Genomic DNA, 25,263 nt, shown 5'->3' on the forward strand with positions numbered 1-25,263 from the left:
CGCGGAGTAGACAAACATGGGCTATCAGCAAGGATTGAGCGGCCTCGCCGCGGCGTCGAACGACCTCGACGTGATCGGCAACAACATCGCCAATGCGAACACCGTTGGCTTCAAGGAGAGCACGGCGCAGTTCGCGGACATCTACGCGAACACCATCGCGACGTCGGTGGGCAACCAGATCGGCCTCGGCGCCTCGCTCCAGACCGTGCAGCAGGACTTCTCGCAAGGCACGATCAACACGACGGGCCAGGCGCTGAACGTGGCCATCAACGGCAACGGCTTCTTCCAGATGTCGAACAACGGCACGATCACGTACTCGCGTAACGGCGTGTTCCAGCTCGACAAGAACGGCTATATCACCGACGCCTCGGGCAACGACCTGATGGGCTATGCCGCCGACTCGACGGGCGTGGTGAACACGGCGCAAACCGTGGCGCTGAAGGTGCCGACCACCAACATCGCGCCGAAAACGACGCAGAACATCACGGCGCAGTTGAACCTGAACGCCCAGGACACGACGCCGACGACCACGCCGTTCAACGCTTCCGACTCGACGAGCTATAACTATTCGACGTCGATCACCGGATACGACTCGCTCGGCGGTACGCAGACGATCAACATGTACTTCGTGAAGGGCGCGACGGACGCGAGCACGGGCCAGACGACGTGGAGCGTTTATGCGGGTACGCCCACCCAGGTGCCGACGTCGCCGACCGGCACGCTCGTGTACGACTCGTCGGGCAATCTCGTTTCGTCCACGGACGCAAGCGGCACGCAAGCGGCGGGGAGCAGCCAGATGACGCTGCAGATCGGCACGGCGGGCGGCACGCTCTCCGACGGCGCCGCTTCGATGGCCGTCAACCTGAACTTCAAGGGCTCGACGCAGTACGGCAGTTCGGACGGCGTGAACAACCTGACCGAGGACGGCTACGCGAGCGGCACGCTTTCGAACTTCTCGATCGGCGCGGACGGCACCATCACCGGCACGTACTCGAACCACCAGACCATGGTGCTCGGCCAGATCGTGCTCGCCAACTTCAACAACCCGAACGGGCTCGTGAATCTGGGCGGCAACCAGTTCCAGCAAACGAACGAATCGGGCGTCGCGCAGATCTCCACGCCGGGCAGCACGAACCACGGCAACCTCACGGGCGGCGCGCTCGAATCGTCGAACGTCGACCTGACGAACCAGCTCGTCGACCTGATCACGGCGCAGCGCAACTATCAGGCGAACGCGCAGACCATCAAGACGCAGCAGACCGTCGACCAGACGCTGCTGCAGATGTAACGCGCCTAACCACGTACCGGGCACATCATGGACCGACTGATCTATACCGCGATGACGGGCGCGAGCCAGGCGCTCGAGCAGCAGGCCGTCGTCGCGAACAATCTCGCGAACGTCTCGACCACGGGCTTTCGCGCGCAGCTCGCCAACTTTCGCTCCGTGCCGATGTCGTTCGGCGACGGCTCGACGGTGAACGACCAGACCACGCGCACGTATGTGCTCTCGTCTACGCCGGGCTCGGACATGACGCCCGGTGCGATCTCGCATACCGGCAATCCGCTCGACATCGCGATTCAGGGCCAGGGCTTCATGGCCGTGCAGACGGCCGACGGCAACGAGGCCTATACGCGCGCGGGCAACCTGCACATCGACGAAAACGGCCAGCTCGTCACGGCCGCGAACCAGCAGGTGATCGGCGGCGGCGGCCCGATCGCGGTGCCTCCGGGCTCGGCCATCACGATCGGCAAGGACGGCACGGTTTCGGCCATCGCGCCGGGCAGCCCCGCCAACGCGATCGCCATGATCGACCAGATCAAGTTCGTGAACCCGCCGGCAGGCGCGCTCACGCGCGGCGACGACGGCCTGTTCCACACCGCGGACGGCGACCCCGCGGACGCGGACCAGACCGTGCAGGTCGCGACCGAATCGCTCGAGGGCAGCAACGTGAACCCGGTGGCGGCGATGGTCTCGATGATCACCAATGCGCGTCAGTTCCAGATGCAGACCAAGCTGCTCTCGAACGCCGACCAGAACGAGCAGAGCGCGAACCAGTTGCTCAACTTCAGCTAAGCCATTTCAAGTTAAATGAAGGCCGCCTCGCGCCGCGCGAGGCCGGACCGGGAGAAAGACACCGTGAACCGATCGCTATACATCGCCGCTACCGGCATGCAAGCCCAGCAGTCGCAGATGGACGTGATCTCGAACAACCTCGCGAACGTGAGCACCAATGGCTTCAAGGGCTCGCGCGCCGTGTTCGAGGATCTCATGTACCAGACGCTGCGCCAGCCGGGCGCGAACTCGACCCAGCAAACCGAATTGCCCTCGGGCAGTCAGGTGGGCACGGGCGTGCAGCAGGTGGCGACCGAGCGTCTCTACACGCAGGGCAACCTGCAGCAGACCGGCAACTCGAAGGACGTGGCGGTCAACGGCGCGGGCTTCTTCCAGGTGCAGATGCCCGACGGCACGACGGCCTACACGCGCGACGGCTCGTTCCAGACCAACTCGCAAGGCCAGCTCGTGACGGCGAGCGGCTACCAGGTGATCCCCGCGATCACGGTGCCCGCCAACGCCACCTCGCTCACCATCGGCAGCGACGGCGTGGTGACGGTCACGACGCCGGGCACGGCCAACAACACGACCATCGGCACGCTGCAGCTCGCCATGTTCATCAACCCGGCCGGCCTGCAGTCGAACGGGCAGAACCTGATGTCGGAAACGGCTTCGTCGGGCGCGCCCACGGTTTCCACGCCGGGCCAGAACGGTTCGGGCACGCTCAACCAGGGCTACGTGGAATCGTCGAACGTGAACGTCGTGCAGGAACTCGTGAACATGATCGAGACGCAGCGCGCCTACGAAATCAACAGCAAGGCGGTCACCACCTCTGACCAGATGCTGCAAACGCTCAGCCAGATGCAGGTCTGAGGCTGGTCCCTGGTTAATCAAGTCGGTGAAGAATATGTCGCAGTCCGTTCGAAACCATCCTCGCATCCGCGCACGGCGGCCGGGCCACGCCCGCCCGCTCGTGGCGGCTGTGGCGCTCGCGATGCTGGCGGGCTGCGCCTACATTCCCAACCGGCAGCCCATTGTCCAGCAGCCCATGACGGCCGTGCCGCCGGCGCCGCCCGCGAATACGTCGCCGGGCGCGATCTACAACCCGGGCTACGCGGGACGGCCGCTCTTCGAGGACCAGCGTCCGCGCAATACCGGCGACATCCTCACGATCGTCATCTCCGAAAACATCAACGCGACCAAATCGTCGGGCGCGAACACCAAGCGCGGCAGCAGCACGAGCTTCGCGGGCACCGCGAACTTCCTGCCGGGCGTCTTCAACCGCGCGAACCTGAATTCCACGGGCGCGAACCAGTTCGACGCCACGGGCGGCGCGAACGCCTCGAACACGTTCACGGGCGTCATTACCGTGACCGTGACGAACGTGCTGCCCAACGGCAATCTCGTCGTCTCCGGCGAGAAGCAGATGCTCATCAACCAGGGCAATGAATTCGTGCGCTTCTCGGGCGTCGTCAATCCGAACACCGTTGCCGGAGACAACTCCGTGCTCTCGACCGACGTCGCCGACGCGAAGATCGAATACTCCGCAAAAGGCGTGATCGACGAAGCCGAGACGATGGGCTGGCTGCAACGCTTCTTCCTGAATCTCGCGCCATGGTAAAGATCCGCTTCCATCGTTCGCGCCGCTCGCGCGTGAAGGACGTGCTCGCCGCTCTCGGCGTGGCGTTCGGGTTCGTCGTCGCCTGCGGGGCGCTCGTCGCCTACGCGACGCCCGCGCGCGCCGAGCGCGTGAAAGACCTCGCGACCTTCCAGGGCGTGCGCGACAACCCGCTCATCGGCTACGGCCTCGTGGTGGGTCTCGACGGCACCGGCGACCAGACGACCCAGGCGCCCTTCACGACGCAAACGCTCGCGAACATGCTCGCGAACCTCGGCATCTCGATCAACAACACGTCGAGTTCGTCGGGCTCCTCTTCGACGCTGAACAACATGCAGTTGAAGAACGTCGCCGCGGTGATGGTGACGGCCGTGCTGCCGCCGTTCGCGCGGCCCGGCGAGCAGATCGACGTGACCGTTTCGTCGCTCGCCAACGCGAAGAGCATTCGCGGCGGCACGCTGCTGCTCACGCCGCTCAAGGGCGCCGACGGCCAGGTCTACGCGCTCGCCCAGGGCAACGTGGCCGTGGGCGGCGCGGGCGCCTCGGCCAACGGCAGCAAGGTGCAGGTGAACCAGCTCGCGGCGGGCCGCATCGCGGGCGGCGCGATCGTCGAGCGCTCGGTGATCTCGCCGGTTTCGCAGCAAGGCGGTCTCCTCACGCTGACCGTCAACGACATGGACTACGACACGACGCAGCGCATCGTCTCGGCCGTCAACAACATGTTCGGCCAGGGCACGGCCTCGCCGCTCGACGGCCGCACGATCCAGGTGCGCGGCCCGGCCGATCCGGCCTCGCAGGTGGGTTTCATCGCGCAGATCCAGGACCTCAACGTGAACCCGGCCACGCCGGCCGCGAAGGTGATCCTGAACGCGCGCACCGGCTCGATCGTCATGAACCAGATGGTGACGCTGGAAAGCTGCGCGGTCGCGCACGGCAATCTTTCGGTCGTCGTGAACACGCAGACGGCGGTGAGCCAGCCCGGCGCGTTCTCCAACGGCCAGACGGTGGCGACGCGCCAGTCGCAGATCCAGTTGAAGCAGGACAACGGATCGCTCAAGCTCGTCACGGCGGGCGCGAATCTCGCCGAAGTCGTGAAGGCGCTCAACGCGCTGGGCGCGACGCCGGCGGACCTGATGTCGATCCTGCAGGCGATGAAGGCGGCGGGCGCACTGCGCGCCGACCTCGAGATCATCTAAGGGGGTAACTTGGATAATACGAACAACATCGGCGGCGGCAGCCTCGACCTCACCAACCGCTTCGCGCTCGACGTGCAGGGCTTCGACTCGATGCGCGCCGCCGCGAACGCCTCGCCCCAGCAGGGCGTGAAGATGGCCGCGAAGCAGTTCGACGCGGTCTTCACGCAGATGATGCTCAAGAGCATGCGGGATGCGACGCCCGACGACGGCCCGCTCGACTCGCACGACGGCGCGCAGTTCACCTCGATGATGGACCAGCAGCTTGCGCAGCAGATGTCGAACAAGGGCATCGGCGTGGCGAACGCGATGCTCAAGCAGCTCATGCGCAGCATGGGCGGCGCAGGCGCCGACGGCGCGGGTGGCGCAGGCGGCCTCGCGGGCGCGATCTCGGGGCTCTCGGGCAAGGACGCCAACGAAGGCAACCTGGCGATGCTCAACGCGCTCGGCCGCGCCTACGGCAACGCTTCGGCCAACGGCGCGCTCGCCGGCGGCTCGGGCTACAGCGGCAACAGCGCGCTCACGCCGCCCATCAAGGGCAACGGCGACGCCTCGGTGGACGCCTTCGTCGACAAGCTCGCCAACGCCGCGCAGCAGGCCAGCTCGACCACGGGCATCCCCGCGCGCTTCATTCTCGGCCAGGCCGCGCTCGAATCGGGCTGGGGCAAGCGCGAGATCAGGAACGCCGACGGCTCGACGAGCCACAACGTGTTCGGCATCAAGGCGGGCAAGGACTGGGCCGGCAAGACGGTCTCGACGGTCACGACCGAGTACGTGAACGGCCAGCCGCATCGCGTGGTGGAAAAGTTCCGCGCCTACGACTCGTACGAAGACGCGATGACCGACTACGCGTCGCTGCTCAAAGGCAACCCGCGCTACGCATCGGTGATCAACGGCTCGAAGAGCGCCGAAGGCTTCGCGCACGGCATGCAGCGCGCGGGCTACGCCACCGACCCGCACTACGCGAAAAAGCTGCTGACCATCATGCAGCGGATGGCCTGACGGTCAACCCGACGGCCGGCGGCGCGATCGCCGCCGATGTGGCGAGCGCAAACGTTGCCTCGCCGCACTTGCCGGAAGAAGCTGCGCGCGCGTGTTTCATGCGGGGAAAGGACCGATTTTTTTTACGCCGGATCCCTAAATTTTTCGTAATGCCTGCCGCTAATGCAGGCGAGATGGAAAAGCAATCCGGGCAGGGAGACTGCCCGAACGGCGCGCGCGGAAAGGGTCCGCAGGCGCGCCGGCACGTTCACGAATTTCCGGCAAGCCCATGAATACCGTTCAGTCGAATCTACAGGAAGCAGGCGAGGGCGCCGAGGGTGCCGACGGCTCCCACGATTTCGGGCGCCGCAATCCGCTCGAGATCGGCGTCCAGCTACGCAATCTCGTCAATCGCGGCGACTTCCTGACCCTCCAGTATCGCGGCGGCCAGCTCGTCACGCGCATTCTGGCCGTCAACGGCCGCGAGCGCACTTTCGTGTTCGACTGGGGCGCGATCCCCGAGCAGAACACGGGCGTGCTCGCCGCGTCCGATTGCCAGTTCCACGCTTCGCCCGACGGCGTGCGCGTGGAGTTCAAGACGGCCACGCCGCGGCGCACCGAGTTCGAAGGGCGCGCCGCGTTCGAAGCCGACTTCCCCGAAGTGCTCTTTTACGTGCAGCGTCGCGAGTATTTCCGTGTCGATACGCCCGTGCTCGAGCCGTGCATCTGCCGCGGCGAACTGCCGAGCGGCGGCCCGCGCTTCGCGTACGAGGTGCACGACCTTTCGCTCGGCGGCCTCGGGTTGCGCACGACCGACGAGCGCGTCGCGGATCTCGCCATGGGGCTCGTGCTGCCCGGCATCGAACTGGACCTGCGCGCGCACGGCAAGCTGCGCGTGGATCTCGCGCTCGTCGTGCTGCGCTTCATCGACCTGCCCAACGGCGACCGCCGCTATCACATGGGCTTTCGCTTCGACTCGCTGCCCGGCTCCTCCGAGAACACGCTGCAGCGCTACATCACGCAGCTCGAGATGAAGCGCCGCGCACTCGCGCGCGCCTGAGCGGCGCAGCGTCGCCCGGATCGTCCGCACGATCCGGCGCGGGCGCACACGCGCGCGCTAACGTTTTCGCGCGCATCAGGCGCTCAATTTTCGCAGTGCGCTGCCGTTATACCGTGAGTACATCACGCGGTTTGCCAGGGGGGCAGGCCGTTTTCGAGGATCACGCATGTCCAACATTTTCTCGATCGGTCTGAGCGGCCTGCAGGCGGCGCAGATTGGTATCTCGACCACCGGCGAGAACATCAGCAACTCGACGACCGCGGGCTACACCGTCGAGACGCCCGTGTATCAGGAAGCGGCGGGTCAGTACACATCGAGCGGCTACATCGGCGGCGGCGTCACGACCGCGACCGTGCAGCGCGCCTACAGCCAGTACCTCACGACGGCGCTCAACAACGCGCAGTCGGCGGGCAGCGCGTACTCGGCCTCGTACACCCTCGCCACGCAGCTCTCGAACCTCGTGGGCAGCCCGACCTCCGGTATCGCCACGGCGATCACGAGCTTCTTCACGGGCCTGCAGAACGTCTCGAATTCGCCTTCGGATACCGCCGCGCGCCAGACCGTGCTTTCCGACGCGCAAACGCTCGCCACCCAGATCAACGCCGCGAGCCAGCAATACGACGCCATGCGCCAGAGCGTGAACACGCAGCTCACGAGCGCCGTATCGCAAATCAACACCTATACGCAGCAGATCGCGAACCTCAACGCGCAGATTACGTCGGCGAGCGCGAGCGGCCAGCAGCCGAACCAGTTGCTCGATCAGCGCGATCAGGCCGTGGCCAACCTCTCGCAACTGGTCGGCGTTTCGGTCGTGCAGGGCAACACGGGCTACAGCGTGTTCCTCGGCAACGGCCAGCCGCTCGTGGTGAGCAGCCAGAGCTACAACCTCGGTACGCAGCCTTCGAGCGCGAACCCGCTGGAACTGAGCGTGACGTGGCAGGGCCTGAACGGCGCGAGCGCCGCGTCGCAAGGCGCGCCGCAGGTGCTGTCGCAGGCGGCGCTGCAAGGCGGCACCGTGGGCGGCCTGCTTTCGTTCGTTTCGACTACGCTCGATCCGGCGGAATCGCAACTGGGCGCGATCGTGACGAGCTTCGCCGCGCAGGTGAATTCGCAGAATGCGCTCGGCCTCACGCTGTCGGGCGGCGCGGGCGGCAATCTGTTCACGGTGGGCAACCCGCTCGTCACGGCCAGCTCGACGAACGCGAGCACGTCCGGCACGGTGAGCGCGACGCTCACGAACAGCACGCAGCCGCTTACCGACAACTACAAGCTGAGCTACGACGGCGCGAACTGGAACCTCACCGACACGACGACGAACACGCAGGTCGCCACGCAGCCGAACGGCGCCGCGCCGATCACGATCGGCGGCTTTTCGATCACGCCTTCGGGCTCGGTGAGCGCCGGCGACTCGTTCATGATCCAGCCGACGGCCGGCGCGCTCGCGAGCTTTGCTGTCGCGACCTCCGACCCCGCGGCCATCGCGGCGGCCACGCCGGTCGTGGTGTCGGCGGGCACGACCAACGCGGGCACGGCCAACGTCACGCAAGGCGCGGTGGGCGCGGGCTATTCGACCACCAACCTGCCGGTCACGCTCACGTACGACTCGGCGGCGGGTACGCTCACCGGCCTGCCCAACGGCACGACCGTGACGATCGCGACGCCGGGCTCGACCACCACGAGCACCGTGACGATCGACAGCACCGCGACGCCTCCCGTAACCGGCGTGCCCTACGATCCGACCACGGGCGCGACGTACACCATTACGAATCTCACCGATTCGTCAGGCGCGAACGGCACCGCGACGAACCTGAGCTTTACGATGACGGGCACGCCCTCGAACAGCGACGCGTTCACGGTGGCGGCGAACAAGAGCGGCACGCAGGACGGCCGCAACGCGCTCGCCATGGCGAGCCTCACGTCGAGCACGGCGTACACGGGATCGACCACGCTCACCACGGCGTATGCTAACTACGTCAACACGATCGGCAACACCGCGAGCCAGTTGCAGGCGTCGAACACGTCGCAGCAGTCGCTCGTGACGCAGCTCACTTCGCAGCAGCAGTCGGTGCAGGGCGTGAACCTCGACGAGGAAGCCGCGAACCTGCTGCAGTACCAGCAGCTTTATCAGGCCAACAGCAAGGTGATCCAGACGGCGGCGTCGCTGTTCCAGACCCTGCTCGGCATTTTCCAGTGAGGCGCTAATCCATGCGTATCGCGACTTCCCAGATTTTTGCCTCCAGCGTGTCGACGATGGAGAACCAGCAGTCCCAGCTTCTCCAGGTCCAGCAGCAGATCTCGACCGGCGTGGCCATCGCGACGCCGGCCGACAATCCGCTCGGCGCCGCGCAGGCCGTGACGCTTTCCGCCACGAGCGCGACGCTCACGCAGTATTCGTCGAACCAGACCACGGCGCTCACCGCGCTGCAGCTCGAGGACACGACGCTCACGAGCGTGACGAGCACGATGCAGAGCATTCACTCGCTCATCATCGAAGCGCAGAACGGCTCGCTCACCGACCAGGCGCGCCAGGCGATCGCCCAGCAGATGCAGGGCGACCGCAACCAGTTGCTCACGCTCGCCAACACCACGGACGGCGCGGGCAACTACATCTTCTCCGGCTTCCAGAGCACCTCGCAGGTGTTCTCGAACAAGTCGGGCGGCGGCGTGACCTACAACGGCGATGCGGGCCAGCGCGTGATGCAGGTTGCCGGCACGCGCAACATCGCGGTGGGCGATACGGGCACGGCGGTGTTCCAGAGCGTGCAGGCCGTGGGATCGGACAACGTGGCCGCGGGCAGTTCGTCGAACACGGGTACGGGCGTGATCGGCGGCGTGACGGTCACGGACCCGACGCAGGCGACCAACAACGACCACTATTCGATTGCGTTCGCCACCGACCCCGGCACCGGCGCGCTCACCTACACGGTGACCGACAACAGCGTCAGCCCGGCGACCACGACGACGCCGGCCGCGTACACCGAAGGCAACGCGATTTCGCTGGGTTCGGGCATGAGCGTGACGATGTCGGGTACGCCTGCCGCGGGCGACTCGTTCTCGGTTACACCTGCCACGGCCTCGCAGAACACGGACGTGTTCGCGAGCATCGACAGCATCATCGCCGCGCTGAATACGCCCGTGAGCGGCTCTCAAGCGGCGGTCGCGAACCTCGGCAACGCGCTGAACACCGGCCTCTCGCAGATCGGCAATTCGCTCTCCAACGTGATCACGGTGCAGGCTTCGGTGGGCGGCCGCGAGCAGGAGGTGAAGGCGCTGCAAACGGTCACGTCGACCAATTCGCTGCAGGTGACGTCGAATCTGTCGGACCTCACGAGCACCGATACGGTGGCCGCCATCAGCCAGTTCGAGCAGCTTTCGAACGCGCTCACGGCTTCGCAGAAGAGCTTTGCCGCCACGCAGAATCTGTCGCTGTTCCAGTACATCAATCCTTGATCGCTGGGTGGTGGGTAGGGCTCGGTTCGAGCCCAAGCGGTCTCTCGCCATTCCCCAAAGCGGTCCTTCACGCGCTGCCGGACCCGGACATCCATTTTCTTCGATGCCTGAGTTCACAAGGGCCAAACGGATAAACCACTCTACGGCTGTCGAGAGCGCAATTCTGCTCTGGAGTTACGCATGGCTCGGAAGAGAACCAAGGAGATCCAGGCGACCATTCCCGGGATAAACACGCAAATGCCCCACATAACCCAGTCGCCAAAACTGGCGGTCCTTCGGTCAAGTACCGACCGTTGGGGGCGCTCGGGGTCGTAGTAAACACGCACGACGGACCCAATAGGCCTCGCTCGTGCATCCGCTTCGGCGGCTGCGGAAGATGTATACCAATGTGCGTTATAGGCCGACGGCATTGCGATGCTCATGCTGTCAAACTGCTGGCCATTCACCGTGTAGGAATACGACCAGTAAGGTGACCATGTCCGTCCCGAATATTTACTAACTGATGATCGAATAGCCCAGGACGTTACAACGCCCTCAGTCGTCGACCATGCTCGCTCCATCCGCTCCCAGCGTTCCACAGTTGCCTGTGTGTATCCCAACATGCCGGAGAACAGGACTGCGAAAATCACCGTGATGACGAACACAACCAGAAGGCTTGTTTTTTCTTTCATGCACTTCACTAAGCAAGAGAGAGGGTTAGTGTGATCAGAAGTTCTGATTGTCGACGATTTCCGCAGGGATTTCGAACGTCTCATCCTGGCCGACTACCGCCTGTCCACAATCGGTCTCCCGGAAATCCGCGAAGAACCTTTCTCATTAGGGCGTCGGAAAAGCTGCCTGTGGGGCTCGATACTCCGGACTAAACCGGGGCTTCGCCGTTAGCGGCTTCGTTACCTTCTTCCAGAGTGCTATTCGGCGTTGCATCGCCGCTACCTCACGGAAAGCCTCGACAGCTTCATTCGTTGCGCATTAAATCGATGGGCTCTTACCTACCGCAAAGGCTCCCCGCTTACCGCGTGCTACGTATACCAGTCTCGGATTGACGCGGAGGAGGCATGTCGCTTCCCGAATGGGGTTATTCGTATAACGCGCTGTACGTGCCACTGACGAGCGACTGGCAATGCTCGCTCGTCCCAGTCCGCTACCTGGAGGACGTGGACCATGGCTGGGAACTCTCGTATCAGGAGCGTCAGAAAGCACGCAAGGAGCGCGAGGAACAGATCGAACAGGACCGGAAGGACTTTGATCGTCTATTTCGGATTTCCATCAGCCGAGGCGAAGCGCGCGCCTGTAGCGAATTCAGCGCCTATGTAGCGTTTATCAGGGATCACTTACGCATCTCGGGTATATCCGCGCCAGTCGATGGCGACGACGTGACACGCATCCTTCGCGAAGCGGTACGCAAGGGTCAGCTCATTCCCGCGATTGATCGGACGTGGCGCGGCAGCCGGCGAGTGACCCAGCGCCACGCGCCGCAAAGCTGGCCAAAGCAAACGCCAGCCCCGAAGCCGACCGTCTATGGGGTCCGCGACAACCAGTTCGTACCCCTCGATAATAGCGGCTACTTTATCGATCGCATGCCATATGCACCGGTTGCCACTGCGGCCGCGAGTAGCACAGTCAGTTCCGGCAGCGGCGGCGTTGCCTGGCTGGGTGCGGCCGAAGATGCGGCGGGTGCTTTGCCTGGCAACGACGACGACTCGGACGATGTAGCCAACGGTACGCCTGACGTGGCCGAGAGCTTGACGGATGGCGAATGCGCGGACGTGTCTGACGAATCTACGCCGCTCGGCGATGCACCGCAGTTCGAATATCAGGCAGATATACCGGGCGGCGATAGGGAACAAGTAGCGGCGCGGGGCGTCCGTATGACGGGGAACGAGCCAGGGGGCTTCGCCATCAACCCAAATGGCCTGGACGTGGATTACTTCGACTCAGACGGCAATCTTTCGGCTCAATATCATGGAAGCCACGGTGATCCGCACGGACATAATGTTATTGATGGCGAGCGGGACAACACCCATATTCCAATGTCACCGATCAACTTTGATTAGGCGTGTGCCAAATAAAGGGACTGTCATGAGCGATGCAAGCAAGACATGGGGTTGGCATCTTGCCAGGAGTGGTGAATGGCTTGAATTGGTTCTTGGCGGATATTCGTCTTTCCACGATTCCGCTGTGCGATCATTTTGTTTGCAGAGAACTCGACGAACAAATGAAGGTATCAATGGCTTACCGTTGCCGGGAAATCGCACACGTGAATTGCTGGACCTTCGATTGGAAGTATTTCACAACCGCTATGGTGCACCGCCTGTTCCGGGGCGTCCTGACTACATTGCGCTACTCGATTTTCTGGATGTTCGAACGTCAAATATCGACGTGAACGGGATGGTGGAAGAAGCAACGATTATGGAAATGACCCTTGCAGCGACACCGGAAGGGTTGATCCAGCTTGACCTTACACCAAATGTCGGCCTTGATATTCGGCTAACGTGTAAAGAAGTCGTAGTAGTTGATATGCGTCCTTATATGCGTGAAGTCTAGTAGAGCATATCCATAGTGCCGCTAACTGCCGAATACCACAACTGGGACGGTTATCTTCGTTTCCCTGCTTCCCCGGTGAATGGAGTGACCGACAACATATTGACGTCGTGAGATCACTTCCACGACTGGTATCTGGGCAGTGTGATGTGACGGTGCGGGCAGCGTATCGCGAGTCGGCTTGGTTCGACGTCCAGCCGCCCTTGCGCCCCTCACCCCGCCGGCCGCAGCGCCCCGGCCACCCGCCCCATCTGATCGATCCCGCTATCGAACAGGCGCGCGAAATAGGGAATCAGATTCGGCATCATGAGCTGGATGAGCAGCATGCCCACGAGCATCGTGAGCGCGAAGCCGATCTGGAAGATGCCGATCTGCGGCGCCGCGCGGTTGAGAATGCCGAGCGAAAGATTGGTGATGAGGAGCGCCACCACCACCGGCAGCGAAAGCAGCAGGCCCGAAGTCAGTATCGTCGCGCCATAGTTGGCAATGAGGTTCCAGCCCGAGGCGCCGAGCACGCTCGCCGTGACCGGCAGCGACTGGAACGTCGCGACGAGCGCCGCGAGCATCTGCAGATGGCCGTCGAACACGAGGAAGGCGAGCATCGCCATCATGTTCAGCCAGGACGAAAGCGCGGGCGTGCTGGTGTTGGCCTGCGGGTCGAAGAAGCTTGCGAAGCCCAGGCCCATGCCGAGGCTCATCATGTCGCCCGCGGCGGTCACGACCGCGAACACGAGTTGCATCGTGAAGCCGAGCGCAATGCCGATCAGAAACTGGTTGACGAGAATCCACACGCCCTCGGCCGAAAACACGGTGACCTGCGGCATGGCGCCGAGCGTGGGCGCGACGATCAGCGTGACGAAGCCCGCGAGGCCGATCTTCACGCGCGTGGGCACCGAGCGGTTGCCCACCACGGGCGCGACCGCCACGAGCGCCAGAATGCGTGTGAACGGCCAGAGGAAAGCCGTGAGCCAGGCGTTGAGCTGCGCGTAGGTGACGGTGAACATCGTGTGCCGGAAGAAGTGCGCGGCGGCGCGGGCGCGCCTAGCCCGCGAGCTGCGGAATGCTCGCGAAGATGCGGTGCATGTAGTCGAGCATCGTCGTGAGCATCCACGGGCCGGCGATCACGAGCGTGACCGCAATGGCGATCAGCTTGGGGATGAACGAGAGCGTGGTTTCGTTGATCTGCGTGGCCGCCTGGAAAAGGCTCACCACGAGACCCACGACGAGCGACACGAGCAACAGCGGCGCGGCAAGCAGCAGCGCCACGTACATTGCCTCGTGGGAGAGCGTCATGACCATTTCGGGCGTCATGTCAGTGTCCTCAGGTGAAGCTCTGCGCGAGCGAGCCGATCAGCAGTTGCCAGCCGTCCACCAGCACGAACAGCATGAGTTTGAACGGCAGCGAAATGGTCGCGGGCGAGACCATCATCATACCCATCGACATCAGCACGCTCGCCACCACCAGGTCGATGATGAGAAACGGAATGAAGACCGTGAAGCCGATCTGGAAGCCCGTCTTCAGCTCGCTCGTGACGTACGAGGGCACGAGCAGCGTGAGCGGCACGTCCTCGGGACCCTGCATGGGCGCCGCGTGCGAGATGCGCGCGAAGAGCGCGAGGTCCGATTCGCGGGTCTGGCGCAGCATGAAGGTCTTGAAGGGCGCGACGCCGCGCGCCACGGCGTCGTCCATCGAGATCGCGCCGGCCGCGAACGGCTTGTAGCCGTCGTTGTAAGCCTTGTCGAGCACCGGCGACATCACGAACAGCGTGAGAAACAGCGCGAGGCCCACGAGCACCTGGTTGGGCGGCGTGGTCGTCGTGCCGAGCGCCTGGCGCAACAGCGAGAGCACGATGATGATGCGCGTGAAGCTCGTCATCATCAGGACCATCGCCGGCAGGAACGACAGCATCGTGAGCAGCAGCATCGTCTGCACGCTCAGCGAATACGTGGTGCCGCCGTTCGGGCCCGGGCTCGTGTTGAAGGCGGGCAGGCCTTGCGGGCCGCCCACGCTTTGGGCGTGCGCCAGATGCGGCAGCGCGAGGGCGAAGGCGCCCGCGCCGAGCATCAGCGCGAACGGCAGCGCCGTTCTGGCGATTTTGGCGAGGGTGGCCGCGCGCGCGCGGGCGTCGCCGCCCGCGACCGGCGCATGAAGGGAACTGCCGTGCATTTACTGCGCTCCGCCGTCGTGACGCATGAAACGCGCGTGGATGCGTTTATTCGCCTCGCTTTTCAGCGCGTCACGAAAGCGCTGTGCGAAGGTGCCCGAGAGGGCGGGGGCATTGGGCGCAGCCGCCGCGACGCCTGCGGGAAGGTCGGCCGCCGGCAGCGTGTGAAGCAGGCGCACGTTGCCGGGCGCGGCGCCCAGCACGAGCCAGGTGTCGCCGATCTCGACCACGGCCACGCGTTCCTTGCCGCCGAGCGATGCGCCGCCCACGGTCTTCACCAGCGCGTTCTTCGGTCCGCCTTGCAGGCCCAGACGCCGCGCGAGCCAGGCGCAGCCGAACACCACGCCGATCACGAGCGCGAGTCCGAGCACCGTCTGCACGACGGCGCCGAAGCCAAGCGAGGGAACCGCGCTGCCAGTGATCACGGCGGAGGCGCCCAGGGAGCCCGAGGCCGCGCGCGTGGCTTCGTTCACCGCCTGAAGGTCGGCGGCCTTCGCGCTCATGACCGCGAAAACCGCGGCGCAGGCGAGCGAGAGATGCACGGCAACGCGCCACGCGAATCGCAGCACCCGCGCGCCGCGGGTTTTGCGCACTCGCGGTACAACGCGCGCGATCGAAGCGCCGCGAACAGCCTGGGGTTTCATCGGTTCAGCTTCCGGATCCGCTCGGACGGCGTGATGATGTCGGTCAGACGAATGCCGAACTTGTCGTTCACGACCACCACTTCGCCCTGGGCGATGAGGCAGCCGTTCACGAGCACGTCCATCGGTTCGCCGGCCATGCCGTCGAGTTCCACGACCGAACCTTGCGCGAGTTGCAGCAGGTTGCGGATGGCGATCTTGGTGCGGCCCAGTTCCACGGTCATCTGGACGGGAATGTCCAGAATCATGTCGATGTCGTTGGCCGTTTTCGTCGAATCGACCTTCGAGAGCGGCTGGAATACGGCCGTCGGTTGCGCCACGGGCGTTTCGTTGCTGTTCTGCTCGGCGAGCGCGCTTGCCCAGTCGTCGAGCGACGAGTCGCCGCCCGCGTCCTGCGCGGCAACGTCCATCGCCGGGTCGAGCACCGGCTCGTCCGCGCTCGTGCCGCTCGTGCCGTTTACGTCACTCATATCCACCTTCCTTCATCGTGTCGGCTGCGCTGATCATCTTCTGGACCCGCAACGCGTATTGACCATTGAAAATTCCGTAGCCGCACTCCATCACGGGCACGCCGTCCACCTTGGCGGTGATGTGTTCCGCGATGTTCATGGGCAGCACGTCGCCCTTCTTCATGTTCAGGATCTGCTCGAACGTCACGGGCACCTGCGCGAGGTCGGCCGTCAACTCGACTTCGGCGGCCTGCACCTGCTGCGAGAGCACGCGCACCCAGCGGCGGTCCACGTCGAGCACTTCGCCTTGCAGCGGCGAGGCGAGCACGTCGCGGATCGGCTCGATCATCGAATAGGGCATGCAGATGTGCAGCGTGCCGCCCGTCGGCCCGAATTCAATCGAGAACTGCGTGACGATCACGATCTCGTTGGGCGTGGCAACGTTTGCGAACTGCGTATGCATTTCGGAGCGCACGTATTCGAACTGCAGCGGCCGCACGCTTTTCCATGCGCTCGTGTAGTGCTCGAACACGAGATTGAGCAGCTTGCCGATGATGCGCTGCTCGGTTTGCGTGAAGTCGCGGCCTTCCACTCGCGTGTGAAAGCGCCCGTCGCCGCCGAAGAGGTTGTCCACGACGAAGAACACGAGGTTCGGGTCGAACACGAACAGCGACGTGCCGCGCAGCGGCTTCACGTGCACGAGGTTCAGGTTCGTCGGGATCGGGAGGTTGCGGGTGAACTCGCTGTACTTCTGCACGCGCACGGGGCCCACCGAGATTTCGGCGGTGCGGCGCATGAAATTGAAGATGCCGACGCGCAACAGGCGCGCAAAGCGCTCGTTGATGATTTCGAGGCCGGGCATGCGGCCGCGAACGATACGTTCCTGCGTCGCGATGTTGTAGGGCCGCACGCCCTGCTTTTCGGAGCCGCCGGAATCGGTGTCGACTTCGCCGGTGACGCCTTTGAGGAGGGCATCGACCTCCTCCTGGGACATGAACTCGTCGTGACCCATCGTCATGATGACTGGTCCTCCATCGCGGGAATCATTTCAGTCATGCTCACTGGACGACGAATTCGGTGAACAGCACGTCGTCGACGTGCACCGGCTTTTCGTTCGCCGACGAAGGCTGCGAGATCAGCACGGCGAGTTCGGTGGCGAGCGCGCGCTTGCCGTCGAGCGGCGCGAGGTCGGACGGATGCTTGTTCGAGAGCGCGAGCAGGATGCGGCTGCGGATCTCGGGCATGCGGGCAACGAGCGCGTCCTGGGTGGCCTGGCTGTCGAGCTTGAGCGTCAAGCCGATGCGCAGATAGTGCGATTCGCCGTCGTCGGCTTGCAGATTGACGGTCATCGGCTCGAGCGCGTAGTACACGGCCGCGGCCGGCGGCGCTGCGGCCGGCGTGGCGGGCGCGCTCGGCGCGTGGCGCGACATGAAGAACCACGTCGCGCCGCCTGCCGCCGCGGCGGCGAGGATCGCAATGAGCGCGATGAGGAGAATGCGCTTCATCGGTCCGGGTTTCGCGCTTTGGGGCGCGGCTTGCTGGGATGCGGTGGTGGTCGCCATGTCGAAAAGTCAGCCTGGGATGCTTGCAAGGGTCCGGGGCGCCGACCTGATGGTCAGTCCGGGCATGCTGCATTGTTCCGGCTTTTGCCTTTGCGCGATGGGAGGAATAGACGGGGGAATTCCGGCTATCTCGTGGTTTTGTTGCGCGCCGCCGCAAGCCGGGCGCGCGCCGATGCGTCATGCGAGTCTGGAGCGAACGTACGCAGCCGCGCGGGCGGCTGCGCGGCTCCCGGTCCGGCAGAGGGGAATGCGGTGAGGAAGGATCAGGCGAACGTGTCGATCAGGCCGACCGAGCGCTGCGTGACGCTCGCGGCGGCGCTGGCCGTGTCGTTCGCGGCGTCCGCCGCGCCCAGCGCGCTGCCCGAGTCCGCACCGGAACCGCCCCGGCGGCCTGAGCCCCCTGAGCCGCTGCCGTCCTGCTGCGCCTGCTGGTTCATCTGCCGCGAGAAACCGTCGCTCACGCTCGCGCTGCCAAGGCCGATGCCGTTTTGCTCCATGGCTTCGCGCAGCTTCGGCAGGGCCGCCTCGACGGCCTCGCGCACCTGCGGGTGCTGCGAGACGAAGAGCGCGTGCGCGTGGCTTTCCGTGACCTGCAGGACGACCTGGAGCGGCCCGAGATCCTTCGGGTTGAGCGTGAGTTCCGCCGACTGCTGGTGCGCGTTCGAGAGGAACACCACCTTCTGGCTGAGCGCGTCTTCCCAGTCGTTCGTGCCGACCTGCGGCGCGATCGACGCGGAAGCGGCCGCCGCGGCCGCCGGATTCGCGGTGGCGCTGGCCGCCTGAGCCGCCTGGGCTTGCGCGGCTGTCGCGGCTGCGACAGCCGCGGCCTGGGTTGCGGCGAGCGCGTCGGTGGCGGCGGTGCTCGCCGTGACGTCGGTCTGCGTGGCGGCGCCGGACTGCTGCTGCGCGGCTGCCGTGAGCGCGTCGGCGGCGGCCTTCGCGGCGTCGGTCGCGGCTGTGGTGCTCGCCGTGGCGCTCTTGGCCGTGTCGGCGCTCGCGCCACTGCTAGCCGCCGCGCCGAACGCCTTGCTTTGGGCGTTGGCGCTCAAATGCGAGGCGAAGCTGCTGGCGATGCCCGAGCCCGTGCTGCTCGTGCTCGCGCTGTTTGCCGCCGCGGCCGCCGTATTCAACGTGTGCGTGGCGAGCGCGCCCGCGCCGCCGCGCAACTGCGCGAGCGCGGCTTGCAGGGCGTCGTGTACCGACTTCGAGCCGCCACCGGCCGCGCTGCCCGCATCCGCGCCGTCGCCTGTCGCGCCTGCTGCCGCCGTGGCCGCTGCCGCGGCAGCGGCGGAAGCCACGCCTGCGAGCGTGCTGTCGCTGCTCGCCTGGCTGCCGTCGGCGCTTGCGTCGGCGTTTGTGTTCGCGCTCGCGCCGTTCTGCGCCTGTTGTGCCTGCTGCGCCTGCTGGGCTTGCTGCGCCTGCTGGGCTTGCTGCGCCTGAGCCGCGGCGGCCTGCGCGCCTGCGTCGGCGGCCTGTTTTTGCTGCGCGCGCGCGGCGGCGCGACGGTCGGCGCTCGCGCTCGACTGCGCGTTCTGGCTCGCGTCAGAGCTGGACGTCTGCGAAGCGCTGCTGCTGCTTTGCGACGCATTGCTGCTCGACGCGTTCGAACCCGACTGCGCAGCGGCATTCGACTGCGCGCTTTGCGCCGCCTGCGCGTTCTGGTTCGCCTGGGCGTTTTGCGCGTTCATCTGCTGTTGCAGCGTCTGCGCGAAATCCTGGCTCGCGGCGTCCGCCTGGCTAATGCCGTTCGAAGCGGCGTTCGACGCTGCGTTCGATGCGGAATTGCCCGTCACGGCGTCGGCGGCGGCGCCGAACACCGAGGAGAGGGAAGAGAGGAGCGACATGCTGGCGGCCTCGAAAGCGGATGACAGATTGCGAATTACGGATGTTGCGACGTTCGCGTGCGCAGCACGCGGGCGGCGTGCTCGTCGGCGTCGCGCTGTTCGAGGCGGGCGTCCTTGCGGGCCTGCACATCCTCCTGGCGCGTTTGCAGGACCTCGTAAGAACCGAGCTTCTGCTTGCTGCGCTGCCATTCGGGTCTCGCGGCATCCACGCGCGCGGTGGCCTGCTCCAGCATGCGCCGCTGCTGTTCGATCGCCGCGTCGAGCGTGTCGATGAACGCCTGGAAGTTGCGCACGTTGCCGGCGGCCATGCCGCTGCGCGCCGATTCGGTGAAACGCGCATGATACTCGTCGCGGTAGGTGATGAGCGCCTGCAACTGCTTTTCGACCTCGCCGCGCTCGCGCTGCACGCGGCCGAGCTTTTGCGTGGCAGCGTCGACGTCGTCCTGCGCGAGGCCGATCAAGGTTTGCAGCGCGGTCTGTTTCGTCATGTCCTGGCTCCGATCAACTGGCCGAGCATCTCGACGCTTTGATCATAGTTCGCGGTTTCGCGAAAACCCTGCTGAAGAAAGGCCTCGATGCGCGGATACAGCGCGATCGCGCGGTCGAGCACGGCGTCGCGCCCGCTCACGTACGCACCCACGTTGATGAGGTCGCGGTTGCGCTGATAGCGCGAGAGCATCTGCTTGAACGCACGGGTCTGGTTCAGATGCGTGTCGTCGATCAGCGCCGTCATCGCGCGGCTGATCGAAGCCTCGATGTCGATGGCCGGATAATGCCCCGCTTCGGCGAGCGCACGCGAGAGCACGATGTGGCCGTCGAGAATCGCGCGCGCCGAATCGGCGATAGGGTCCTGCTGGTCGTCGCCTTCGGTGAGCACGGTGTAGAACGCCGTGATCGAGCCGCCGCCTTCGGGACCGTTGCCGGTGCGCTCGACGAGCGCGGGCAGCTTCGCGAACACCGAAGGCGGATAGCCCTTGGTCGCGGGCGGCTCGCCGATGGCGAGCGCGATCTCGCGCTGCGCCATCGCGTAGCGCGTGAGCGAGTCCATGAGCAGCAGCACGTGTTTGCCCTGGTCGCGGAAGTACTCGGCGAGCGACGTGGTGTACGCGGCGGCCTGCATGCGCAGGAGCGGCGACACGTCCGCAGGCGCGGCCACGACAACCGAGCGCGCGAGGCCGTCCTCGCCCAGGATCTGCTCGATGAATTCCTTCACTTCGCGGCCACGCTCGCCGATCAGCCCGATCACGATGACTTCCGCGCTGGTCGCGCGCGCCATGGTGCCGAGCAGCACCGATTTACCCACGCCCGAGCCCGCGAAGAGGCCCATGCGCTGGCCGCGCCCGACCGTGAGCAGCGAGTTGATCGCGCGCACGCCGACGTCGAGCACCTTGTGGATCGGCTCGCGGTTCAGGGGATTGATGACGGGCGCGGTGAGCGGCGCGTCGGCTTCGGTGTTCAGGGGGCCGAGGCCGTCGAGCGGGCGGCCCGAGGCGTCGACCACGCGGCCGAGCATGCCCCAGCCCACGGGCAGGCGCTTCGCTCCCGCCTTCGGGTCGGCAATCGGCGCGGTTTCAAGCGGCCAGACGCGCGCGCCGGGCAACAGGCCCGCGACTTCGGTCGTCGGCATCAGAAAGAGTTTGTCGCCGCCGAAGCCGACCACCTCCGCTGCGGCCATCGGCAGCGAGCTGCCCGGCGGCAGTTCGATCAGCACCTCGGCGCCCACGGCGAGGCGCAGCCCCACCGCTTCGAGCACGAGGCCCGCCGCGCGCGTGAGACGCCCGCAGCCGCGCAGCGGCAGGGCGAGCGCGTTGCGCTCGCGCACGCCGCGCAGTTGCGCGTTCCACGAGGTCAGGAACGGGTTGGCCGGGTCGTAGTTCGCAGGCGGCACGTAGGGCGCGGGTGTGGTTTTGACATCGGCCTCGGCCGGCGCGTTGCTCGCGCCGTGAGCCGCCTGGGCCGGCGACGCTTCGGCGCTGTCCGCGTCGATCACGGCGTCGATCGCGTTAATGGCGTGGATGGCGTCGAGGGCGCCTGGCTCGCGCTTGCCCGGAATGTCGAGGTCGCCCACGAGCAGCGCGCCAAGCTGCGCGGGGTCGCTCGCGAGCGGGCCGAACGAGGCGAGCGCGAGTTCCTGTTCGAGCGGCGTGAGGCCGCCCGTGTGGATCGCTTGATGGATCGCCTGATGGCTCGGCGGTTGCGGATGATTCACCATGGCCGCGCCTTGCCGAGCGCGGCCGTCACGCGCTCCCAGCGCGTGCGGATGCTGGCGTCGGTTTCGCCCGTCGCGGCCTGCGCGCGGCAGCCGCCGCGCTCGATCGTCGGGTCGGTGCGCACGCTCCAGCCGCGCGTCTGAAGATCGTCCAGCAGATAGGCTTCGACAATCGGCAGGTCGGCGGGGCTTACCACGAGCTGAGGGGAGCCGGAAAGCTGCGGCTCGGCCACGAGCACTTCGCGCGCGACCGCGACGAGCGCCGTGGGGTCGTGCTGCACGTGCTGGCGCACGACCTGCTGCGCGATGTCGAGCGCGAGTTCGACGAGCGTTTCCGCCACGCCCGCCTGCGCCGTTTCGAGCGCATCGCTAAAGCGGCTCGCGAGCGCGGCGAGTTGCGCCGCTTGCGCGCGCGCCTCGGCCTGGCCCTGTTCGAATCCTTGCCGGCGTCCTTGTTCGTGCCCCGCCTGATAGCCGAGCGCCTGGCCCGCCACGTGGCCGGAGCGCAGCCCTTCCTCGCGCGCCGCGTCGCGCAGCGCGTGAAGCTGGGCCTCGAACGCGGCCGTTTCGTCGGGCGTGGGCGGCGGCGGCGGGGGAGGCGGCGGGTCGAACGAAGCCATCTCCCAGCGCTGATACGCCGAGAGGTGACTGTTCGCGGAGCTGCTGTCAGACATAAGCGTCTTCTGCCTTGCCGCCTAGAACGATCTGGCCGCTCTCGGCGAGGTTGCGCACGATCTGCAGGATGCGGCGCTGCTGCGCCTCGACTTCCGAGACGCGCACCGGACCGCGCGCGTCGAGGTCTTCGGCGAGCAGTTCGGCCGCGCGCTGCGACATGTTCGAGAGGAACTTGGTGCGCAGCGCGGGCGGCGCGCCCTTGAGCGAAATGATGAGCGATTCCGACTCGACTTCCTTGAGCAGCAACTGGATCGCGCGGTCTTCGAGGTCGAGCAGGTTCTCGAACACGAACATCTGATCGATGATCTTCTGCGCGAGTTCCGCGTCGTACTGGCGGACGTTCTCGATCACGCCTTCTTCATGCTGGCTCGTCATGAAGTTGAGGATTTCGGCCGCCGTGCGGATGCCGCCCATCGGGCTGCGCTTGAGGTTGTCGCTGCCCGAGAGGAGGTTCGTGAGCACGTCGTCGAGTTCGCGCAGCGCCTGCGGCTGGATGCCGTCGAGCGTCGCGATACGCAGGAGCACGTCGTTGCGCAGGCGCTCGGTGAAGCACGAGGCGATTTCCGAGGCCTGGTCGCGGTCGAGGTGCACGAGAATCGTCGCGATGATCTGCGGGTGCTCGTTCTTGATGAGTTCGGCCACCGACCCCGAATCCATCCACTTGAGGCCTTCGATGCCGCTCGTGTCGCCGCCTTGCAGAATGCGGTCGATGATCGCGCCGGCCTTGTCCTCGCCCAGCGCCTTGTTGAGCACGTTGCGGATGTAGTCGTTCGAGTCGAGCGAGAAGGCCGTGTGCTGCTCGGCTTCCTTAACGAAGTCCTGCAGCACGATCTCGATCTCTTCGCGCTTGACGTTCTTGAGCGCCGCCATCGCGGCGCCGATTTTCTGCACTTCGCGCGGACCGAGGAACTTGAAGACCTCGGAGGCCTCCTGTTCGCCGATCGACATGAGCAGCAGCGCGCTCTTGGTTGCGCCTTCAGCGTTCATCGTTCACCCAGCTTTTCACGACGGTTGCGACGATCTTCGGGTCCTGGCGCGCGATGTTGCGCGCGTACTCCAGGTTGCGTTCGAACTTGTTTTTCTCGCTTTCGAAGGCGAGCAGGGCGGCTTCGTTGTCCGCGTTGTCTTCGCCTTCCACGCCGCCGCCGATGCGCGCGGCTTCGGGAATGCCGTCGAGCAGCAGCGGCTCGCCATCGCCCATGCCCGGCAGCGAGGGCGCGACCGGCTCGGGCGGCGGGAACGCGCGGCGCAGCGCCGGCTTCACCATCACGAAGTAGAGGAACAGGGCCACCGCGCCGATGCCGAGCCACGTCGCAATCTGCCTGGCCAGGGCGAGGATGTCGGGCTGACGCCACCACGGCAGGTTCGCGTTCGGGTCGACTTCGGTCTGGAACGCGGCGTTCACCACGTTCACCGAGTCGCCGCGCCGGGCGTCGTAGCCCATGGCGTCCTTCACGAGCTGCTCGACCTGGGCGAGCTTCTGCGCGTCGAGCGGCTGCATGGTGGCGTGGCCCTTGGCGTCGAGCTTCTGCTGATAATTCACGATCACGGCCACCGACAGGCGCTTCACGTCGCCCGGCGCCTGTTGAAAGTGGCGCACGGTCTTGTCCAGCTCGTAGTTCGTGGTGGTGTCGCGATGATCGGAAACCGGCACCGCGCCGGACGCGCCGTTCGCACCCGTGGGCGCGTTGATGGGCGCCGAGGCCGGCTGCGGCGGCTGGTTCGTGAGCGCGCCGGGCACGCCGCCCGCGCCGCTTTGCTGCATTTCCGTGGAAACGTTCTGCTGCTGGCTGCGGATGGCGGCCGCCTGCGGGTTGCCGTTCGGCCCGTAGGCTTCGGAAGTCTGCTCGAGCTTCGAGAAGTCGAGGTCGGCGCTCACCTGCGAGCGCGCGTTGCCCGCGCCGAAGAGCGGCGCGAGGATCGCGTCGATGCGCGCCTGGGTGTCGTGCTCGACCTGGCGCACGTACTTGAGCTGCGAGGCGTCGAGCCCCACGCCCGTGGCGCTCTGGGTGAGGAGGTTGCCGTCCTGGTCGACCACGGTCACGTTGCGCACCGGCAGGTCCGGCACGGCCGAAGCCACCATGTGCGTGATCGCGGCGACCTGGCCGTCGTCGAGAATGCGGCCCGGATACAGGTTCACGAGCACCGACGCCGAGGGCGCTTCGCGCTCGCGCACGAATACCGAAGGCTTCGGAATGGCCAGATGCACGCGCGCCGACTTCACGCTCGCGATCGACTGAATCGTTTGCTCGAGTTCGCCTTCGAGCGCGCGCTGGTAGTTCACCTGCTCGGCGAACTGGCTGATGCCGAACTTCTGGTTGTCCATCAGCTCGAAGCCGACCGAACCGTTCTTCGGCAGGCCCTGTGAGGCGAGGCGCAGGCGCATTTCGTTGACCTGCTCGGCGGGCACCAGAATGGCGCCGCCGGCGTCCGAGAACCTGTAGGGAACGTTTGCGGCCTGAAGCGCGGTGATGATGGCGCCGCCGTCGCGGTCCGAGAGGTTGCTGTACAGCACCTTGTAATCGGGCGCGCGCGACCACAGCACGAGAGCCGCGACCACGGCCACGAGCACCGCCACGGCAAAAATGAGGGGCGCGCGCGGGTTGCCGCGCACGTGGCGCAATGACGAGAGCGAGCCGAGGCGTTGCGCGAAGCCGCCGCCGAGGTCTTCCGCGCCGCCCAGGCCTGCGCCCGCGCCGGCTCCGGGCGCGGCGCCCGCGCCAGAGGGGGCGAGGCCCATGCGGGCGTCGGGGTTGATCAAAGAATTGGCAGTCGAATCCATACGACGGGTATCTCCGGGAGGCTTCCAGGTCTCGCCTTCT

Annotated in this window: 25 protein-coding genes; 11 read left to right on the forward strand and 14 right to left on the reverse strand. The window is 65.9% G+C overall.

Translation table 11 applies throughout. The annotated features are described in order from the left end of the window. Positions 1-16 precede the first annotated feature (16 nt). The 9 genes from flgE (at position 17) to flgL (ending at position 10,355) form a co-directional block, all read left to right on the forward strand. Positions 17-1,288: a flagellar hook protein FlgE gene (gene flgE, locus U5768_RS17705; protein WP_322031687.1), complete on the forward strand. Its 1,272-nt coding sequence runs from the start codon at positions 17-19 to the stop codon at positions 1,286-1,288. Between the two features lie 27 nt (positions 1,289-1,315). Then, a complete protein-coding gene (gene flgF / locus U5768_RS17710; protein ID WP_322031688.1) occupies positions 1,316-2,074 on the forward strand; it encodes a flagellar basal-body rod protein FlgF in 759 nt (252 codons plus the stop codon). A 63-nt stretch (positions 2,075-2,137) separates the two neighbouring features. Continuing rightward, positions 2,138-2,926 carry a flagellar basal-body rod protein FlgG gene (gene flgG / locus U5768_RS17715; RefSeq protein WP_321915340.1) on the forward strand — a complete coding sequence of 263 codons (789 nt, stop codon included), beginning with the start codon at positions 2,138-2,140 and terminating at the stop codon, positions 2,924-2,926. A 34-nt stretch (positions 2,927-2,960) separates the two neighbouring features. Continuing rightward, complete coding sequence (locus U5768_RS17720; RefSeq protein WP_322031689.1) at positions 2,961-3,674, forward strand: flagellar basal body L-ring protein FlgH; 714 nt, start codon at positions 2,961-2,963, stop codon at positions 3,672-3,674. Further along, complete coding sequence (locus U5768_RS17725) at positions 3,668-4,867, forward strand: flagellar basal body P-ring protein FlgI (protein WP_415913922.1); 1,200 nt, start codon at positions 3,668-3,670, stop codon at positions 4,865-4,867. The genes U5768_RS17720 and U5768_RS17725 overlap by 7 nt, the downstream gene beginning before the upstream one ends. A gap of 9 nt (positions 4,868-4,876) precedes the next feature. Then, complete coding sequence (gene flgJ, locus U5768_RS17730; RefSeq protein WP_322031690.1) at positions 4,877-5,866, forward strand: flagellar assembly peptidoglycan hydrolase FlgJ; 990 nt, start codon at positions 4,877-4,879, stop codon at positions 5,864-5,866. Positions 5,867-6,134: 268 nt separating this feature from the next. After that, complete coding sequence (locus U5768_RS17735; RefSeq protein ID WP_322031691.1) at positions 6,135-6,905, forward strand: flagellar brake protein; 771 nt, start codon at positions 6,135-6,137, stop codon at positions 6,903-6,905. Between the two features lie 166 nt (positions 6,906-7,071). After that, the gene (flgK, locus tag U5768_RS17740) at positions 7,072-9,099 is read left to right on the forward strand and encodes a flagellar hook-associated protein FlgK (RefSeq protein WP_322031692.1); all 2,028 of its coding nucleotides are present in this window, start codon (positions 7,072-7,074) and stop codon (positions 9,097-9,099) included. A gap of 11 nt (positions 9,100-9,110) precedes the next feature. Continuing rightward, on the forward strand, positions 9,111-10,355 hold the full coding sequence (gene flgL, locus U5768_RS17745; protein ID WP_322031693.1) for a flagellar hook-associated protein FlgL: 1,245 nt from the start codon (positions 9,111-9,113) through the stop codon (positions 10,353-10,355). Between the two features lie 140 nt (positions 10,356-10,495). On the opposite strand, the gene U5768_RS31975 is transcribed toward flgL, so the two are convergent. Beyond that, a complete protein-coding gene (locus U5768_RS31975) occupies positions 10,496-11,110 on the reverse strand; it encodes a DUF3592 domain-containing protein (protein WP_415913923.1) in 615 nt (204 codons plus the stop codon). Positions 11,111-11,410: 300 nt separating this feature from the next. Here U5768_RS31975 and U5768_RS17750 point away from each other — a divergent pair, with 300 nt between their 5' ends. Both U5768_RS17750 and U5768_RS17755 read left to right on the forward strand, forming a co-directional pair. After that, on the forward strand, positions 11,411-12,409 hold the full coding sequence (locus U5768_RS17750) for a hypothetical protein (protein ID WP_322031694.1): 999 nt from the start codon (positions 11,411-11,413) through the stop codon (positions 12,407-12,409). Positions 12,410-12,434: 25 nt separating this feature from the next. Continuing rightward, positions 12,435-12,899 (forward strand): hypothetical protein, encoded by a 465-nt coding sequence (locus U5768_RS17755; protein WP_322031695.1) that lies wholly within the window; start codon positions 12,435-12,437, stop codon positions 12,897-12,899. A 209-nt stretch (positions 12,900-13,108) separates the two neighbouring features. On the opposite strand, the gene fliR is transcribed toward U5768_RS17755, so the two are convergent. From fliR to fliF, 13 genes are all read right to left on the reverse strand, one after another. Further along, complete coding sequence (gene fliR, locus U5768_RS17760; RefSeq protein WP_322031696.1) at positions 13,109-13,900, reverse strand: flagellar biosynthetic protein FliR; 792 nt, start codon at positions 13,898-13,900, stop codon at positions 13,109-13,111. Positions 13,901-13,937: 37 nt separating this feature from the next. Continuing rightward, positions 13,938-14,207, reverse strand: coding sequence for a flagellar biosynthesis protein FliQ (fliQ, locus tag U5768_RS17765; RefSeq protein WP_322031697.1), 270 nt, complete (start codon positions 14,205-14,207; stop codon positions 13,938-13,940). Between the two features lie 10 nt (positions 14,208-14,217). Next, positions 14,218-14,961, reverse strand: coding sequence for a flagellar type III secretion system pore protein FliP (gene fliP / locus U5768_RS17770; protein ID WP_322031780.1), 744 nt, complete (start codon positions 14,959-14,961; stop codon positions 14,218-14,220). Positions 14,962-15,063: 102 nt separating this feature from the next. Continuing rightward, complete coding sequence (gene fliO / locus U5768_RS17775; protein ID WP_415913924.1) at positions 15,064-15,705, reverse strand: flagellar biosynthetic protein FliO; 642 nt, start codon at positions 15,703-15,705, stop codon at positions 15,064-15,066. Then, complete coding sequence (gene fliN, locus U5768_RS17780; protein ID WP_415913925.1) at positions 15,702-16,172, reverse strand: flagellar motor switch protein FliN; 471 nt, start codon at positions 16,170-16,172, stop codon at positions 15,702-15,704. Before fliN ends, fliO begins: the two co-directional genes overlap by 4 nt. Continuing rightward, positions 16,165-17,163, reverse strand: coding sequence for a flagellar motor switch protein FliM (fliM, locus tag U5768_RS17785; protein ID WP_322031783.1), 999 nt, complete (start codon positions 17,161-17,163; stop codon positions 16,165-16,167). The genes fliN and fliM overlap by 8 nt, the downstream gene beginning before the upstream one ends. Before the next feature lie 46 nt (positions 17,164-17,209). Further along, positions 17,210-17,713, reverse strand: a complete 504-nt coding sequence (fliL, locus tag U5768_RS17790) for a flagellar basal body-associated protein FliL (protein ID WP_322031698.1) — start codon at positions 17,711-17,713, stop codon at positions 17,210-17,212. Between the two features lie 263 nt (positions 17,714-17,976). Next, the gene (locus tag U5768_RS17795) at positions 17,977-19,557 is read right to left on the reverse strand and encodes a flagellar hook-length control protein FliK (RefSeq protein WP_322031699.1); all 1,581 of its coding nucleotides are present in this window, start codon (positions 19,555-19,557) and stop codon (positions 17,977-17,979) included. Between the two features lie 35 nt (positions 19,558-19,592). Then, positions 19,593-20,045, reverse strand: coding sequence for a flagellar export protein FliJ (gene fliJ, locus U5768_RS17800; RefSeq protein ID WP_322031700.1), 453 nt, complete (start codon positions 20,043-20,045; stop codon positions 19,593-19,595). Next, entirely contained in the window at positions 20,042-21,769 is a 1,728-nt protein-coding gene (gene fliI, locus U5768_RS17805) for a flagellar protein export ATPase FliI (protein WP_322031701.1), read from the reverse strand. Before fliI ends, fliJ begins: the two co-directional genes overlap by 4 nt. Then, complete coding sequence (gene fliH, locus U5768_RS17810; protein ID WP_322031702.1) at positions 21,763-22,440, reverse strand: flagellar assembly protein FliH; 678 nt, start codon at positions 22,438-22,440, stop codon at positions 21,763-21,765. Before fliH ends, fliI begins: the two co-directional genes overlap by 7 nt. Continuing rightward, positions 22,433-23,428: a flagellar motor switch protein FliG gene (gene fliG / locus U5768_RS17815; protein ID WP_028203385.1), complete on the reverse strand. Its 996-nt coding sequence runs from the start codon at positions 23,426-23,428 to the stop codon at positions 22,433-22,435. The genes fliH and fliG overlap by 8 nt, the downstream gene beginning before the upstream one ends. After that, on the reverse strand, positions 23,418-25,223 hold the full coding sequence (fliF, locus tag U5768_RS17820; RefSeq protein WP_322031703.1) for a flagellar basal-body MS-ring/collar protein FliF: 1,806 nt from the start codon (positions 25,221-25,223) through the stop codon (positions 23,418-23,420). The genes fliG and fliF overlap by 11 nt, the downstream gene beginning before the upstream one ends. Between the last annotated feature and the right edge of the window lie 40 nt (positions 25,224-25,263).

Origin of the sequence: Paraburkholderia sp. J76 (genome assembly GCF_905220295.1) — a bacterium.
GTDB lineage: Bacteria > Pseudomonadota > Gammaproteobacteria > Burkholderiales > Burkholderiaceae > Paraburkholderia.